General features: G+C 59.2%; 10 protein-coding genes. 5 read left to right on the forward strand and 5 right to left on the reverse strand.

Features of this window, described 5'->3' with window-relative positions; all coding sequences use genetic code 11:
• Positions 1-200 precede the first annotated feature (200 nt).
• Positions 201-638 (forward strand): ArsR family transcriptional regulator, encoded by a 438-nt coding sequence (locus F7R90_RS16145; protein WP_158058430.1) that lies wholly within the window; start codon positions 201-203, stop codon positions 636-638.
• A gap of 9 nt (positions 639-647) precedes the next feature.
• Here the strand turns inward: F7R90_RS16145 and F7R90_RS16150 are convergent, their stop codons facing one another.
• Complete coding sequence (locus F7R90_RS16150) at positions 648-1,433, reverse strand: hypothetical protein (protein ID WP_158058431.1); 786 nt, start codon at positions 1,431-1,433, stop codon at positions 648-650.
• A 115-nt stretch (positions 1,434-1,548) separates the two neighbouring features.
• Here F7R90_RS16150 and F7R90_RS16155 point away from each other — a divergent pair, with 115 nt between their 5' ends.
• The gene (locus tag F7R90_RS16155; RefSeq protein WP_158058432.1) at positions 1,549-2,022 is read left to right on the forward strand and encodes a helix-turn-helix domain-containing protein; all 474 of its coding nucleotides are present in this window, start codon (positions 1,549-1,551) and stop codon (positions 2,020-2,022) included.
• 1 nt (position 2,023) lies between these two features.
• Here the strand turns inward: F7R90_RS16155 and twy1 are convergent, their stop codons facing one another.
• The 4 genes from twy1 to F7R90_RS22310 form a co-directional block, all read right to left on the reverse strand.
• On the reverse strand, positions 2,024-3,001 hold the full coding sequence (twy1, locus tag F7R90_RS16160; protein ID WP_158058433.1) for a 4-demethylwyosine synthase TYW1: 978 nt from the start codon (positions 2,999-3,001) through the stop codon (positions 2,024-2,026).
• A gap of 106 nt (positions 3,002-3,107) precedes the next feature.
• Positions 3,108-3,599: a hypothetical protein gene (locus F7R90_RS16165; protein ID WP_158058434.1), complete on the reverse strand. Its 492-nt coding sequence runs from the start codon at positions 3,597-3,599 to the stop codon at positions 3,108-3,110.
• A 159-nt stretch (positions 3,600-3,758) separates the two neighbouring features.
• Entirely contained in the window at positions 3,759-11,267 is a 7,509-nt protein-coding gene (locus tag F7R90_RS16170) for an MBL fold metallo-hydrolase (protein WP_192498340.1), read from the reverse strand.
• A gap of 591 nt (positions 11,268-11,858) precedes the next feature.
• Positions 11,859-12,005, reverse strand: a complete 147-nt coding sequence (locus tag F7R90_RS22310; RefSeq protein ID WP_192498341.1) for a hypothetical protein — start codon at positions 12,003-12,005, stop codon at positions 11,859-11,861.
• On the opposite strand from F7R90_RS22310, the gene F7R90_RS16175 reads away from it, so the two are divergent.
• The 3 genes from F7R90_RS16175 (at position 11,998) to argS (ending at position 17,290) form a co-directional block, all read left to right on the forward strand.
• A complete protein-coding gene (locus tag F7R90_RS16175) occupies positions 11,998-14,145 on the forward strand; it encodes an outer membrane protein assembly factor BamB family protein (protein ID WP_158058436.1) in 2,148 nt (715 codons plus the stop codon). The genes F7R90_RS22310 and F7R90_RS16175 overlap by 8 nt on opposite strands.
• An 85-nt stretch (positions 14,146-14,230) precedes the next feature.
• Complete coding sequence (locus F7R90_RS16180) at positions 14,231-15,343, forward strand: mechanosensitive ion channel family protein (RefSeq protein ID WP_158058437.1); 1,113 nt, start codon at positions 14,231-14,233, stop codon at positions 15,341-15,343.
• Positions 15,344-15,529: 186 nt separating this feature from the next.
• Positions 15,530-17,290, forward strand: coding sequence for an arginine--tRNA ligase (gene argS / locus F7R90_RS16185; protein ID WP_158058438.1), 1,761 nt, complete (start codon positions 15,530-15,532; stop codon positions 17,288-17,290).
• Positions 17,291-17,309 lie beyond the last annotated feature (19 nt).

Genomic DNA, 17,309 nt, shown 5'->3' on the forward strand with positions numbered 1-17,309 from the left:
TAAGAGAAGTTGAATTTCATCGGTTGAGTTTCGAGAGGGGCCCGTACGAGTATCGTTGACTTCGGAATGTCGCGGATTCCGGCGCGTGGGATGGTAGGGTACGGTTACGGCACCGTCACCAAACGCACTAGCAGGCCATGTGCAGAATCTGCACAAGGTTATTGTACCCGGCCACCCTACACGTACGTAAGAACGGAGCCATGTCCGAAAGTACACCGACCGCCGGGCGAACGAACCCCGCAGGCACGGACGGCGAGTCAGAGTCCCGTCGCCAACTTCTCCACGTCGCCACCGAGGACGTTGCCCACGAGTTGCTCATCGACGTGGCGGGCCACCCCGAAGGCGCGCCGAGCGAGAAGGAACTTGACTGGATGAACCCAGACGTATCACGCCGGACTGTCGGCCGACGACTGGAAAATCTAATCGATGCTGGCGTCCTCGAACGGTTGGCCTACGAGCAAGGCGAACAACCAGACGACGCCGAATCCAGTGTGCGGACGTTCTACCAGTTCACCGACCGCGCGCGAGAACTGTTCAGCGAAGTCGGCATGTTCGACCCCGACGTGTGGCGACCGGTGTACGCCCGCGTCGAGAAATCGGACGACGTGCAAGCGGCCGAGGCAGTGCCGCGGCCATAGTACGAGGAGTCACTTATCTTCCCATTCGGGATGGGTTCGCGGTTTCGGAACGATTCCGACGGCGTCTCGCAGTTCGGATTCACCGACCCACGGTTGACAGCGGTCGTGTAATTCGAACAATCGAAATTCGTTGAGATGGACCCAGCTGTACGAAACAGTGTCGTTGTCCTCTCGTTCGCTTACGGCGTCGGAAAGTTCTTGTTTCGAAACGTCAATCCCTGTCTCTTGCGCTTCCACGACCAAGGATTCGAGTTTGTCTGCCTTTTCGTCGTCAGTAAGGTCGGCGTTGTAGGAGATTGTCATCGCAGCAGCGACGACATCTGGTTTTCCGTCGAAGTTCGCACTCGTCATCCAGCAGTAGTCCCGAGGGAGGACGTACGATTTGTCAAAGTATGGTGTTTCACTGATTTTTCCGAGTTCAGTTACCTCGCCACCTGCGTCCTGTTCGTACACGCCGACGACGTAATCTGCGTAGGATGCCAAGAGATGGAATCGAATCCGGAACTCGGGGAGTCTGTCGAGTCCGATTTCTTGGAGATCGCCCATCACGAAAGCGTATGCACCGAGTCGCTTGTTTAGTTCGTTCTCGACGGTTCGGAGTCTTCGGACGTACGGGTCCCGATAACTCCCGAGGACGTAGTAGGAAGTTTCCGGCGTCTGTAAGTGCGGTAGTTCCTCGTTTGCGAACCCGAGAATCGCGGCAGTTTCGTCGGGGTCGAGTTCGAGACCATGAAGAGCCTCGTCTACTGCGTCCTCGATTTCGCGTGCATTTGGCGGGAGCGAGGGACCCGTCATCGAATCGTGGGTCGTACTACGTTGGCTTATATTTTTCCAATCAATTTGGTTATTTCGGGAATAACCAGAGTGGTTCACCCAAACTATTATTGCTCGACTCGTACTACGACTCACTATGTCCGATAGCTCGTCTATCAACCAGTCCGGGCCGTTCGAGGAACAACGGCGTCTCTTCGATCTACTCTCCCAAGAGACGCGCCACCTCGTCATTCAGTACCTTCTCGGTCATCCGAAACATCTCATGTCTCTCGACGAGTTGGACTATATGATTCCGAAGAGCAAGGCGGCAATTAGCGACCAACTCGATACCCTCATCGAAGCAGGAATCGTAGACCTGTACCGCTACGAACCGAGTGAGAACAAACGCGATTTGCCGTCGAAATTCTACGGACTTACCAAGCGCGGTGTGGAAGTCCTTTACGAATACAATTACCTCCGTGGCGTCCCCGCAGCGCGTGCATTGTACAAGAACACTCGAAAATCTTCGAAAATCGAGCGACACGAGAGCGCACCACGACCCACCCTTCCTGATGCAGTTCGAGACGGACTCTCGATAGACGACGAAGAGACAGCACAAGCCGAAAACTAACTCAGTCACCACTCACAGGGTCGCGCGCCCAGAAGTCGCTGTCCTTCTGCAACTTCGGAATCCACGTATCCTCTTCTTTCGACAGCAAGGCAACCCGAGAGGCAGGCACCTGTTTCAGATGCTCGTGTTCGGGCATGTGTTCCTGTACCTGTTCGGCGAACTCGATTACGTCCTCGTGGTCGAGCATCGACGTGCGCTCCACCCGGTCGCGGGACTCGCCGACGTGCATGTAGGACTTGAGTTCGATGTGGTCCGGGTCGGCCTGCTGGTAGAACCCCGCGTACCAGTCGGGGTTCTCGACGTTCTGGCCGCCGACCAAGGTCGTTCGGAGGACGGTTCTGGTCTCGTCCTTCTCAGCCAGCACGTCCATCGTTTCGAGAAGTTTCTCCCACGCGTCGTCCTCCATGGCTTTGACGACGCGGTCGAACGTCGCCCGCTCGGGGGCGTCCACGCTGATGTAGAGTTGCGTCGGGTCACACTCCCGGATGACCTCCGGACGAGTGCCATTTGAGACGAGGAAGGTAGTGATGTCGCGGTCGTGGAACGCCTCGATAAGTTCAGGGAGATAGGGATAGAGACTCGGTTCGCCGTCGAGACTGATGGCGACGTGGCGCGGTTCCATCGACTCCTCGAACACTTCTCTGGGCACTTCGTCGTTGCCACCGAAACCAGAGAGGAGTTTCTTCTGGAGGCGAATCGAAGCGTCCACGACCGCTTCGGGGTCGTCCCACTCCACGTCCCCGAGTTCGTAGGCGTGGCCAGCGTGGTCGCGCCAGCAGAAGACACACCGCTCGTTGCACTTGACGACTGGCGTCATCTGGATACAGCGGTGGGACTCAATTCCATAGAATATATTTTTATAACATTTTCCTTCGCCCCGGAGAGCATTAGCTGTCCACCCGCATGTTTGGGCTGCCGTATGATTCTCACTGTGGTAGTCCGGACTGTCTACCTGTTTGGGTCCGTCCGATTCGCTCATTGTAGGACGAATGACCGCCAAGGCTAAAACGTTCTTTCCTCTCTGGGCACGTGCGTCTCGGCTCTCGGCGAGTGTCAAGAAAGCGCTAGATCGTCTGGGACAGCCTTCAGTTCGAGTCCGTGTTCCAATTATCGTATTCTTCTTGCGTTCGTTGCCGTCGTTGTTCGATTTCGTGCTCGGAGAAGTCCTTGCTCTCCATCGTGTACTGGTGGTCGTATTCCAGTTGGATGACAACGTAACAGTCACCACCATCGTTATCTGTGAGCCAGTTCGGAAGCGCGTCTTCGCTGATTCCACCGCATCCAGCCCAATTTCCGTCTTCATCGTAAATATCGAATTCGAGATAATCACTGAATTCGTATTCGAACGTTGCCGAAAATCTCGTACGGGACGTGTCTGCGGTGATTTCGTTGTCAACTTGTTGTGCGTTCTTCGCCAAGTGGAGAGACAGTTGGAGTTGTGCGCGAGAGTATCTTCCAGCGACGGGAAGATATTCGATATTGTACGTCAGATAGTCGAAATTATCGTTCTCTGGATACCCGTAGAGTTCTGCGAAAAACATGTTTCGTCCCGGCTCGATATCACCGGTTTCTGTCATACATCGATAACTCCAATCCATAATTAGATCTCGCTACCTTCCCACATGGTATTTACGACTTCTCAAGTCTCGGATCAAACCACGAAAAACTGCTCGGGTTCAGTGAGCGAACTGGAGTCAAATTTGAATCTCAAGCGAAACAAGCGAATAATCTGCTTGTTAACCTGAAACGGTCGCTCGTGGGACGTTACTCGGATGAACCAGATCTTTCTGTAACTCGTCCATAATTTCTCCGGGATCAGTTACAGATGAAGCTCCACGAACCGACAACCTCCCGTCTTCGGCCACGAACGTAACTGTACCGGAGATGCCAGTTACATGAGTCTCAGGCTCGTTCTGAAGATTATTCAGCCGTATTAGCACCTCATCGTGAGGGTGCGTGTTGCCTTTCGCGGTGATCACAACGTGCGAAGGATTTCTTTGCTCGAACCACTCTTTGCTGTTTGCTCCGTTGGTAGCCGATCCGTGGTGGCTGGCAGTGAGAACGTCCACTTCCCCATTCACACCCAGCTTCTCTTCGTCATAGATGTCAGAGGTTATGAGGAATGTTTTCCCTTCGGAGTCGATTCGCAGAGCGAGAGATTTTTCGTCTGCTTGATCGGCTGTTCCGTAACTGGACTCAGGATTTAAGACTTTGATATCCACACCACGCAGCGAGATGGCACTCCCATCGCCGGTGGAAATATCATCGTCAAACGTCACTCCCGAGTCTTCGATAGCTTCCTCGGCCGCTTTTGCTTCTCCGCCAGTGACATCGATCTTGTTCCAATAGACCGACTTGACGCTGATATCTTCGTCTTCCAAGAGATCGTCAATGTACGCAACGTGGTCTTCGTGACCGTGGGTGATGACCAGTTTGTGGATGGTGCTGACACCCTGCTTTTCGAGTTCAGATTTAAGTAATTCCTCGTAGCGAGAGGTTCTCGAAGACCCTGCATCAATCAGCATATTCTGCCCCTCGGGTCCCTGCACGAGGATGCTCTGGCCCTTCGCAACGTCGATGAAGGAAACGTCGAGATTGCCGTCACCTTCAGGGTCATCGTCCGCACGTTCGGTGATTTGATAGGCCTTGATGATGGTTCGACCGATGGTGCGGATGATGAGCTTCTCTTCTTCCGAAAGCTCGTACGTACGCTCCTTGTACGGACCCTTGCGTTCGACGTCTTCGGGTTCTTCTTCTTCGACTTCCTCTTCGATTTCCTCTTCGACCTGCTCAGCACCGACACCTAAGGTTACTCCAGTGAGTGCTTTCCCGAACCCACGTAGGTGATCACCACTGAGCGGACGCGGTGGGGTATCGTACGCGGCACCGCCCGGGAGCGTGAGTTCCACGCCTTCTGTCGTCGTGATGGTGCTTGCAGCGCCAGCAGTGGCGACTGTCGGCACCACGTACGAGGTCTGTCCTGCGACGACATCTGCGTCGTACCCGCCTGCTGGCCGTTGGTCGTACGCCCAGTACGCTGCAGAGCCAACGGCGACGACGACACCGCCAGCAACGGCAGCGGTCCCGAGACTGACGCCGCCGACGATGCTGCCACCGGTTACTGTCCCTGTGGTCGCCCCGGCAGGAGCGCCTGCAACAACCGGCACAGCGGCAACGCTGGCACCTTGCACCAGTGACCCCTGAGATGGGTTGACCAGCATCGAGAGTTCGTTCTCGTGGACGTCACTGGCGTTCACGTAGTACTTGTTCGGCGCTTCGCTGGCAACACCGTGCTGGTAGATGCCGACGAGGTACGTCGAGATGTACTCCGTCTCGCCGTCCTCGTCTTCGACGGTCCGTCGGTCAGCGAGTTGGACGTTGGATTCTTTCCAGAACTGGTCGCCGTAGTAGGGGTTGTACGACCCTTTCAGTTCGACCGACGCTAGTTGTGAGCTGTCACGAACCGTCACGCGGACGCGCTCGCTGTAGTCTTTCTTGAAGACGATACCGGACTCAGCGGCGGTGATCTTCATCTTCGGCGGCGTGTCCTCGGTGGTCGGTCGCGTATCGACGTAGTCGATGAAGCCGTCACCGTCGGTGTCCGTCGAAAGCGGGTCGGTCTGCCACGCCCGTTCGCTTTTGTCGTCGAGGCCGTCGGTGTCTGTGTCGGCGAACTGCGGGCTACTGTAGAGACGGTACGCACCGTCGATGCGAGCACCGAGTTCCTGGCTGTCCGTGAGGCCGTCACCGTCTGTGTCGGCTTTCAGCGGGTTCGCGTAGTCTTTGGTGCCGCGTTTGCCGTGGATGATGACGTCGATCTCACCTTCTCGGCCGTCGAACAGGCCGTCACCGTCCGTGTCGCGGTCGGTCGGGTCAGTACCGATTAGGTACACTTCTTCGCTGTCAGTGAGGTAGTCGTAGTCGGTGTCCGCGAGGAACGCGTTCGTCTGTTCTCGTTTCTCTGCGTCGTCGTCGAGTCCGTCCTGGTCAGTATCGACTTCGCCGGGGTTCGACGTGGCGTACCGCACTCGGAGCGGAGACGCCGGGTTCGACGGTGCAGGGCCGAGCGAGACCTCTTCGTCGTCGTCTAAGCCGTCACCGTCGGTGTCCTGGTCTCGTGGGTCGAGCGTGAACGAGTCACCGTAGCCGTACGGAATCGTCCAGCGTTGATTCTCTCGATAGTCCGACAGGGAGTCGCTGTCGGAGTCCTGATACACGCGGACGTTCCGTGCCTGAATCGTTGCACTTCCCGTGGTGCTGAGTCGAACAGTGACGGTCTCGCCTTCGAACTGTCCGAGGTCGAGCGTGCGCTGTCGCCACTTGTTTGTGTCTTGGAGCGAACTCAGCGTCTCACCACCGGAGCCGATGATCGTGAGGTTCGCTTGCTCGTCCGAGCTTTTGTCCACCAAGTACTCCATCTCGAAGTAGACGTTGCCCGTGCCTGCTGGCACGTTTAGCTGCCAGGAGGCTTCGTCGTAATCGGGTTCGTTCGCGTCACAGGCCGCACCCTTTCCATCACCGTCACGGTCAACTTGCGCGGCGTTCGCCACGTACTGACAGTTGTCCGAGTCGTCGTCGATACCGTCGCCGTCGTCGTCTGCGTCACAGGCGTCTCCATCGGCGTCACCGTCAGCATTTGCCTGCCCGCTGTTTTCGGTGCTCGGACAGTTGTCTTCGTCGTCGTCGACGCCGTCGCCGTCACTGTCGGGGTCTTCCGGTGGGTCGTCACAGCGGTCGTAGGGGTCCGTTGGACATGGGTCGTATTCGTCCCAGGTTCCGTCGTCGTCCTGGTCACGGTCCGGGCACCCGTTCGATTTGCTACCCCACGTGTCTGGACAGGAGTCGTCGTCGTCGTCGACGCCGTCGTCGTCACGGTCGGAATCTTCGGGTTCCGGACACCCGTCGTTGGACTTCGGCCCTGCACTGTAGTCACAGTCGTCCTTGTCGTCGGGTATGCCGTCGGAGTCGCTGTCCTCGACGGGGCAGCCGTTCTCCCCGTTAGCGCCTTCTTTCTCGTATTTACACTCGTCGTCGCCGTCGTGGACACCATCGCCGTCGGTGTCCGGACAGCCGTCTCCGGCGTAGCCAGCAGTAGACGGACACTCGTCCCACGAGTTGAGCGTGCCGTCCTCGTCTTCGTCACAGCTACCGTCTGGGCCGACGACACACTGAATCGTCACGTTGTCCGAGGACTTGTTTTTCGTTCGTGTTCTCCTCGTTTTGTTTCGGGTCGTATTCGTCGAGTTGACCTCCGTAATCGAAGCGGTACTCAGCGTGGACGTACCGGCGTCTTCACCGACAGAGATCGTGTTGTCCGCGCCCTCACACGAGCCAGTGCAGTCGAGCGAACTGTCGTTGAACTCTCGGGGTTTCTTCTTCTCGACCGAAATGGCGTCTTCCCAGGCGGTCTTGTTCAGCACCGTCACGTAACCACCGGACTCGACGCTCGCACTCGCGGTCCTGTTCTCCACGTCCACGTCTGTTTTGACGGGATGCCAGGCTTGCTTGGTGCTCCCGTTCCAAACGTAGACCGTCAAGTCCTCGGTTCGCGTCTCGGTAGCGTCGGTCTTGACGGGAACGGTGACGTTCGTGGAGTCAACTCCACTGTCGTTTTTCGTCGCGTTGCCGCTCTTAGTATCGACCAGCACAGTCGGTCCAGCACTTGCGTCCGTACCGTTGTGATACGCGGGCTGGTGTTCGACAGTCGTATTGCTCGCTGCATTACCGTCTCCAGTCACCGACAGCGTAACACCGCTCTCCTCGTCGGTCTTGGCGGTCGTGTACGTCTCGTTGCCGTCGAGAGTTCCGTCACCGTCCGTGTCCGCGAGGAGTGGGTCCGCGCCCACGTTTAGTTCTGCGAAGTCAGTGAGACCGTCGTCGTCGGTGTCCACGACGAGTGGGTTCGTGCCGAGATTACGTTCTCGACCGTCGAGGACACCGTCGCCGTCCGTGTCGTTTATCGCGAGTTCTGTCGCGGTAGTGGCCTCTCGGTTGTTCGTGAGTCCGTCGGCGTCGAGGTCGTCGGCACCGTCGTCGAGACCATTACCGTTCGAGTCAGCGACAGTCGCGTTGAAGGCCGAATACTCGATTTCGACCGAATCGTTGAGGCCGTCGTCGTCAGTGTCAGTCGCGAGTGGATTCGTGCCGAGGTCACGCTCTTCGCTATCGGTCAACCCGTCTGCATCGGTGTCGGCAGCCAGTGGGTCGGTGCCCAGGTCGGCCTCGGTGCCATCGCTGAGGTTGTCCGTGTCCGTGTCGTTCACCAACGGCATCGTGCCAGCGGCCTGCTCGTCGACGTTGGACAGGCCGTCTGCATCCAAGTCCTCGTTCGCGTCACTGGTACCGTCACCATCCGAGTCGGTGGCTCGCGGATCGAGGTCGCTGAACGCGATTTCGAACGAATCGGTCAGTCCGTCGCTATCGGTGTCGGAACTGAACGGGTCGAGGTCCGCGTGCTGTTCGAACGCAGTGTTGAGACTGTCGTTGTCGAAGTCTTCGCGTCCGTCCGGACGGTCGTTGTCGGCTTCGCTGCTTGCAGTCTGGTTCGAGTCGCTGTCCGGGTTCAGCGGGGCAGTCCCAGTAACCTGCATCTCGTAGCCGTCGAGCAATCCGTCGCTGTCGGTGTCGTTCAGGATGGGATTCGTGCCGAGCGTCTGCTCACGGAGATTCGTTAGGTTGTCGCCGTCGAGGTCCTCTGCGGCGTCGCTGACGTCGTTTCCGGCTTCGGTGGTGTTCGTTGCGGTAGAGTTACTGTCGGTGAGCGTCGGGTTCGTCTTCGTGGCGTTGACCTCGAAGGAGTCGGTCAGACCATCACCGTCTGTGTCTGCGGAAAGTGGGTTCGTCCCGTATCGCTGTTCGAGGCGATTTGGCAGTCCGTCCCCGTCGAAGTCCTCGCGCGCGTCTGCGAGACCGTCTCCGTCAGAGTCGTTTTCGAGTGGGTCGAGTGGGCCGTACTTGTACTCGAAACCATCACGGAGCAGGTCGTCGTCGGTGTCTGGGTCGAAGGGGTTCGTCTGTGCGTCGTACTCCAGTGACGTGATGAGGTCGTCCGCGTCGAAGTCTTCACGGCCGTCGAAGCGGTCGTTTCCTGCTTCGTCCGGTCGGGTTCGCTTCGAGTCGCTGTCGGGGACTATCGGATTCGTCTCCGTCGTGTTCACCTCGTAGGCGTCCGTGAGGTTGTCTGTGTCGGTATCAGCAGCGAGTGGGTTCGTGCCGTACTGTTGTTCGAGGACGTTCGGCAGTGTCTCGTCGTCGGGGTCTTCTCGGTCGTCGCGGATGCCATCTTGGTCCGTGTCTGCCTGCAACGGCTCGATAGTGTCGTAGGAATGTTCGAACCCGTCGAGCAGTCGGTCGTCGTCGGTGTCTGGGTCGAAGGGGTTGGTTGCGACGACTGCTTCGATAGCCGTCTGTAGTGCGTCTTCGTCGAAATCTTCGGCTCCGTCGCTGATGCCGTTCGACGCTTCGTTCGTCGCAGTACGACTGGAGTTACTGTCGGCCGTGAGTGGGTTCGTGAGTGTGACGTTCACCTCGTAGGCGTCCGTGAGGTTGTCTGTGTCAGTATCTGCAACGAGTGGATGGGTGTCGTAGTGCTGTTCGAGGACGTTCGGCAGCGTCTCGTTGTCAGGGTCTTCTCGGTCGTCGCGGACGCCATCGTCGTCCGTGTCAGCGGTGATCGGTGAGACCGTCTCGTATGCGTGTTCGAACGCATCGGTTAGGCGGTCGTCGTCGGTATCTTCGTCGAACGGGTCGGTCTCGATACTGAACTCCAACGCGGTTCGAAGCGTGTCGTTGTCGAAGTCCTCCGCCCCGTCGAGGAGACCGTCGTTCGATTCGTTCGCGGCGGTGTGGTTCGAATCGCTGTCGGGATTCGTCGGTGCCGTTCCCGTCGTATCGGCTTCGTATTTGTCGGTGAGATTGTCCGCGTCCGTGTCAGGGTCGTGAGGGTCTGTCTCCCACTGTTGTTCGCGGATGTTTTCGAATCCTTCGTCGTCGAAGTCTTCGAGGTCGTCAGTCGTCCCGTCGGCGTCGCTATCTACGACGCGCGGGTTGAGCTGGGTGTAGGTGAGTTCGAACCAGTCCGTCAGTCGGTCTCCGTCGGTGTCCTCGTCGAACGGGTTCAACTGGTTGCGGAACTCGAGGAAGTTGGTGACGCGGTCGTCGTCGAAGTCTTCCGCCCCGTCGATGAGTCCGTTGGCGGACTCGTTCGCGCTCGTGTTCGCGGAGTCGCTATCGGGGTTCAATGGATTCGTCTCGGTGGTCTCGCGCTCGTAGTAGTCCGGAAGTCCGTCCGCGTCCAACAAGAGTGTGTCACGGCCAGTCTGTCGTTCGACAGCGACGTCGGTCTGTTTGCCGTCCGACCCACGCTTTTTATCTGTATCTTTACCTTTATTCTTGTTTTTCTTCCCACCTTTCTTCGACTGACCGCGATTGTTCGCACCGGTCGTTTCGAGTTCGTTCGCCGCATACGTCGTCCCCGGGTCGGTAGTCCGAACGGTGATATTGTTGATGCGGTCGGTCAGCGTGACGTTCGTGTAGAAGTGGCTCGTCCCACCGGGGGTAGTGTTCTTGTAGAACGACACCTCCCGTCGTTCCCCGTTGACGGTTAGCGTCGTGTTCTCGAGGTCGTGCATTCGGACGTCTGAGACGGTGCCTTTGACGGTGTAGGTGACAGAACCGTTGTGCGGGAGGTCAGTCCGATGGGTGATAGTTACGGTCGGCTTCGTTGCCGCATCCATCCGGTCGAGCGCTCGCTGGGCAGCGGTCCACGCACGCTCGTAGTGCGAGAACGCACCCATCGAACCTTTGCGTCGCAGTTCGTCTCCCTTTTCGAGCGATGATTCTGCGGTATCGAGGGAGTTCTGAACGGCGGCCTCGTCGAATTCGACGTCTCTCGCACGAAACTGGGAAAACACTCGTCGAGCGTCGGTGACGGCGGTCCGTGCGAGTTTAGCGTCCGATGCTAGCAGGTTCGTCGAGACGGGAGTAGCGTGAGACTGTGTCTGAGCGGCAACTTTCCTGTCGGTTGCAAACACTGCTGTAGAAACTCGGTTCTCGTCCGTATAGACGCCGAGCGTCTCGTTGAGAGTAGTTCGGAGTTCTGGTCCCTTCTTTCCGGGGAGGTCAGCGTTTCGTAACGCTTGGTACGCCTGTTGACGTGAGGTCAGTGAATCTTCTTGAATAGCAGTCGTAGTTTCCGTCGATTGCTGGGCCGCCCGAGCAGGGTCTGCAGTTACGATGGGGCCCATGAAGGACGCTGTGAGTAATAAGAAGGTGAATAAGAGACTCACTCCTTTTTGTCCTCTGTATGTCATTGTCAGTATTAATTTATTCTTTTTATTTAGTATTTTCTATTATGCTAATTGGGTTGAAATAGGAGTGTTGAGAGAAAAAGTGAAATGTATATTTTTTTATATTACGGGGGATCTCACTTCGTCACGCGAAACGGCCGGTACATCACTCGCGACTAGTCAGGTCGCTCTCAGGTCACAGTTGGCGTCAACATCTTACGAGATAGGGAGACGACAGATTCGAGGGTGCTATAACCGGAATGTTGAGGGAGTAGCGATTTACAGACCGAGTAGTATCCGAAGGATACGCCGTGTAATAGAGTGTAAAGTGTAGTAGTATCGTCTGTGAGAACGGAGGTTCGCGGAGCATTTCAGCGAATTAAGTGAGTGGAGGGTTTCACGGGAGCGAGCTCCGGTAGCCGTCAAAATACCGGAATGGATTGCACGTCGTTCACAGTTCGGAGACGCGAAGCGAGCGCCTTCGGGGTTGTCTGACTCCAGCGCAACTACTACTGAGTGACGGACGAGTCAGAGAAAGGCGACGTAGAGTCACATCCCGCTCGTCCGGAACCCCTCCAGCAGGTACTTCCGGAGGACGACGACGAACACGAACGCTGGGAGGACGATCATGATGCTCGCGGCCATAATCTGACCCCAGAAGACGCGCTGGCCTTCCGAGAGCGTGAAGATGCCCACCGTCAGTGACCACTTGCTCGTGGCAGAGAAAGATACATGTATAGCCACTGAGACGACTGGCGTGATGCAGTGGTCCCCGACGAGACGCGAGTTCCTGAGTGTGGCAGGTGCAGGAGGCGTTCCAGCCACGGGTGTCGGAAGCGCGCCATGGAGCAACACGACGGACGCGATTCCGGACCACCCATTCGCTCCGGAGGCCGACGTGCAGTGGGAATCCGGCGTCAGCGACGACTCGGTGTTCCTCCAGCCGTTGCCGAGCGGTGGACTAGTCGCCGAAACGACCACCGGAGTCGCCATCCTCGACTCGGACGGGAGCGAACGCTGGCAGACGAACGTGAGCGCCGAACACTCGGACACGTTCGTCGCACAGCGGACTCAGGTTCCGAGATACGGAACTGCGGTGTACGTCGAAGAGCGACACGGGATTACCGCGTTCGACGCGCGCGACGGGGACGTTCTCTGGCGGTTTACCGACCGAGGACGTGTCGATGGTTCGCTGGCAGTTCCGGGAACGTTCTTCGTGACCGACAGCGGCATCGCCGCACTCGACGCCATCGACGGCAGAGAGCGGTGGCACGTCGCACTCCCCGGTGGCGTCTGGCTTCGGCCAGTGTTCGACGGAGACAGTCTCTACGTGGGAACGACGAAAGGGTCGTTTCACGCACTCGACGCCGACAGCGGCACGGAACGCTGGCGGGTCGATTTCCCGCCGACCACCGAAACCGAATACAATACCAACTACCCGAATATCGAAGTTGCCGGCGCGTCGGCAGGGAGCGTGCTGGTGTGGAACTCCAGCAACGGGGCACTCTCTGCGTTCGACGTCGAGGACGGCACGCAACGCTGGACGTTCTACATGGGGGAAACGGACACGACGTTCGTTGGGACGATTCGAGATAGCGTCGCATACGTCGCCGATACGACGGAAAACACAGTCTCGGCAGTCGAGATTGCCACGGGGATGCCCAAGTGGACCTTCGACGTGCCCACCGAACTGAGTTGGCAACCGAGCATGTTCGGCGACTCCGTCTACGTCGCCGGGGAGGACCGCCTGTTCGCACTTGACTCGGAAGATGGTAACGAACGCTGGCAGTCAGGCGCAGGACGCCATCCCGTCGGAATCATGGCAGATACGCTCGTCGTCGGCGACCCGAAGAACGCCGTAAGCGGCGTCTCTCTGCGAGATGGGACGTTGCAATGGCGACACTCCTACTCGGCAGACCCGGCGTGGATGCCCCAGATACAGGACGACAGCATCTACGTCGGCACCAAATCTGGGTCGGTGTACGCGCTTTCACCACCCGATTCGACGCCCCTCTACGACGCCTACAGAGCCGCGACCGGTCCACTCGGTCTCGCTACAGGCGGCCTGCTCGGCACTGCCGCGCTCGCAGGGGCGTATCGTCGCCGCAAGCGCGCGAACGCCCCACCGCCGGAACCGGAGGCGTTCGAAGACTACGAACGCCTCGAAGCCGTCACGGAGAGCGACCACGCCGAACTGTTCGACGCCGAGACGCCAGCGGGCGAGCGAGTCGCGCTGAAGCGACTCCCCGACTGCGACCCCGACGAATTCACCGACGCGCTCGAAACGTGGGCGAGTCTCGATTTCCTCGGCGTCCTCGAAGTCAGGCGGTGGGGAACCGACCCAGAGCCGTGGCTGGCGACCGAATGGGCGTCTGGCGGCAGTATCGCCGATTGTGCAGCGGAGATGGCCGACGAAGAGATTTGCCGAGCAGTCGCAGACGTGGCCGAAATCATCCATCATGCCCACCGCGAGGGCGTCGTCCACGGCCGACTCGTCCCCGGAAATATCCTCTTGACCGAGGACGGCGTGCGAGTCGCCGACTGGCGACTCGCCGCCGAAGTTCGAGACGCTCCCGTGTGGCTGGCCGCACCCGAAACCGAGGGGTCTGGCGAACCGAACCAGTCCTCTGTGGCCGAGCGGTCGTCTTTGGACGACCGCTCGTCCGCAGTCGAAGTCTATCAACTCGGCGCGCTCGCGGACCATCTGCTTTCTCAGAAGCGGGCCGACGACCTCGAAGGAGTTCTCTCGACTGCGCTCGCTGCCGACCCGGACGACCGCTACGACTCCGCGCTGAAGTTCGCCGACATGCTTCGGTGGGCGAGTTCGAATCGGTAACGCCGATGAGGCGAGAGTAGCACGACGCGTTCACCGCGCCAGCGCGGAGAGGAGGGTATATACTACTGACCGCCTACTGAAAGATATGATTTCGCTGGCAATCTGGGCCGAACTGACGAATTTACTCGACCGACTCCCCCAGTGGCAAGCCGTGCTACTCATCGCCGTCGCCTCGTTCTCGGCCGCAGGTGCAATCCAACTCCTCGGCGACCCACTGCTGCGTCGCGTCACGACCCGCATCGACGGTGAAATCGACGACGTGGTCTTGCGGACGCTCCACCCCGCGCTATACGTGTCGGCGCTATTGGTCGGCTTCTATCTGGTTCGCCAGCCGTTGAACCTCGCCGCGCCGCTCGACACGCAGGTCCGGGGTGCTGTCCTCTCGCTCCTCGTCGTCGTCTGGGGAGTGACGTTCATCCGAATCGGACGCAAGGTCTCGAACGAACTGACCGGTAGCGACCGGGTCGAGCAGAGCGTCGTTCCGATATTCCAGAACGTCTGGACGGTTGGGGTCCTCGGAGCCAGCAGTCTGGCACTCCTGCGCATCTGGAACTACGACGTCACGCCGCTCCTCGCCTCGGCAGGTATCCTCGGTATCGTCCTCGGGTTCGCCGCGAAGGACACGGTCGCCAACTTGTTCGGGTCGTTGGCGCTGTACTTCGACGGCACCTACCGAGTCGGCGACTACATCGTGACGGAGGGCGGCGACCGTGGCCGCGTGGAAGACATCTCCATTCGCTCGACCGTCGTCCGGACCCGCGACGACGTCCTCGTCACGATTCCGAACGCCGTGTTGAACAGTTCGCGCATCATCAACGAGTCGGAACCGGGACGCAAGCGCCGTATCAGACTGCCGATTAGCGTCGCCTACGAGAGCGACCTCGACTACGTCGAGGACGTGCTGCTGGAAGCCGTCGAAGACATGGCTCTCGTCCGAGAGCGGCCGTCCCCTCGGGTTCGCTACCGTGCGTTCGGCGACTCCGGGGTGGAACTCGAACTGCTCTGCTGGATAGAGACGCCCGTCTTGCGAGGACGAGGAACGCACGAAGTGCTGAAAGCGACGTACGCGGCCCTGAATCGGGCCAACGTCGAGGTTCCGTTCCCCCAGCGAGACCTTCGTCTTCGGACGACCGACAGCCCCGCGACTACTGGGATGGCGACCGACTTCACCGACGAGACCGACCCGGCGGCCAACTGACCGGGAGGTCGGTATCGGAGTCAGTAGCACGGTTCATAGTAGCGTTTGCAAGCCTTCGTAACGTGTCTACGCGAACTCGGCCGTTTCGCTCCGTGAGAAAGCAATTGCGAGCTGAAAGTAAGTAGAAGCGTGCAAACGCGACTATCAGAAACCCCTTTAGTCGCCCGTGGAAAATCATCGAGTAGTATGTATCTGCAGTTCCGCGACGACGTGGAGGCCGCGCTCACGTCGGCACTCGAATCGCTCGACCTGCCGACCGACGACCTCGGCGTCGAGGACCCGCCGGAAGGCGTCGAGGCTGTCCTCGCTTCGAGTGCGGCGTTCCGTCTCGCTGGCGAGGTCGGCGCACCGCCGCCGAAAGTCGCAGTGGATATCGCCGAAGCAATCGACGCCGAAGCGTACGAGTACGTCGAATCTGCGTCGGCACAGGGACCGTACGTCAACTTCGTGCCGAGCGACGCCTACTACGAGGGCACCGTCGAATCTGCGCAGGACGAGGAGTTCGGCCACCTCGAACCGACCGGCGAGTCGATCGTAGTCGAACACACCAGCGCGAACCCGACCGGACCGGTTCACGTCGGACGTGCGCGCAACCCCATCGTCGGCGACGCCGTCGCTCGGGTCCTCGACTTCGCAGGCAACGACGTAGAGCGCCACTACTACGTCAACGACGCGGGCCGCCAGATGGCCGTGTTCACGTGGGCCTACGAGAACTTCGACGAATCGGACCTCGATTCCGAACCGGAGCGCGAGAAGGACGACTACGATTTGGTGCGCTACTACCGCAAGGGCAACGACTTCTTGGAGAACGGCGACCCCGAGGACGTAGAGGAAGCCGAGACCGAAATTCAGGCCATCATGCAGGGTCTCGAAGCGGGCGACGAAGAGACCTACGAACGAGTCCAGACGGTCGTCGATACAGTGCTTGGCGGCATGCGCGAGAGCTTGGAGCGCCTGCCCGCGGAGTTCGACGAGTTCGTCAAGGAGACCCGGTTCCTGCGCGACAGCTCTGTGGAAGACGTGGTGTCGCGCCTGAAGGAGTTCGACGAAGCAGTCTACGAAGAGGACGCGTGGCAACTCGAACTGGACGAGTTCGGCATCGACAAAAACCTCGTCTTCCTGCGCTCGGACGGGACGACCCTCTACGCGACCCGCGACCTCGCCCATCACGAGTGGAAGTTCGACAACTACGACCGCGCCGTGACGGTGCTGGGCGAGGACCACAAACTGCAAGCGCGCCAGATGAACGCCACGCTCGAGCTGCTGGGCAACGACACCGACCAACTCCAGCAGGTGCTGTACTCCTACGTCAACCTTCCGGAAGGTAAGATGAGTACGCGCGCAGGCACTGGCATCGACTTAGACGACCTGCTGGACGAGGCCGTCGAGCGCGCGCGCAACGAAGTCGAAGACCGTCTGGACGACCGCAGTCGCGACGACGAGATTACGGAAGAAGACATCGAGCGTATCGCCGAACAGGTCGGCATCGGCGCGGTTCGCTACGACATCGTCTCGAAGCAACCGACGAAAGCCATCACCTTCGAGTGGGACCGCGCGCTCGACTTCGAGGCCCAGAGCGCGCCCTACGTCCAGTACGTCCACGCGCGCTGCTGTGGCATCCTGGACGAGGCAGGACTCGAATCTGCACCCGAGGAGTTCGACGCCTCGCTCCTACAGGCAGACGCGGAGCGCGAACTGCTGGAAGTCGTCGCGCGCTTCCCTGCCGTCATCGAAGAGGCCGCAGACGACCTCGAACCGCACGTGGTCGCCACCTACACCCGCGAAATCGCGGAGACGTTCAACACCTTCTACCGCGAGTGTCCGGTGCTGAAAGACGACGTGGACGACGACGTGCGCGACGCACGACTCGCGCTCGTCTCGGCGTCGAAACACGCGGTCGGCAACGCATTGCACGTGCTGGGCGTCGCCGCGCCGCACTCGATGTAAAACTAGCGAGTTCGCGTTT

This window comes from Halorussus halophilus (assembly GCF_008831545.1).
In the GTDB taxonomy this organism is placed as follows: domain Archaea; phylum Halobacteriota; class Halobacteria; order Halobacteriales; family Haladaptataceae; genus Halorussus; species Halorussus halophilus.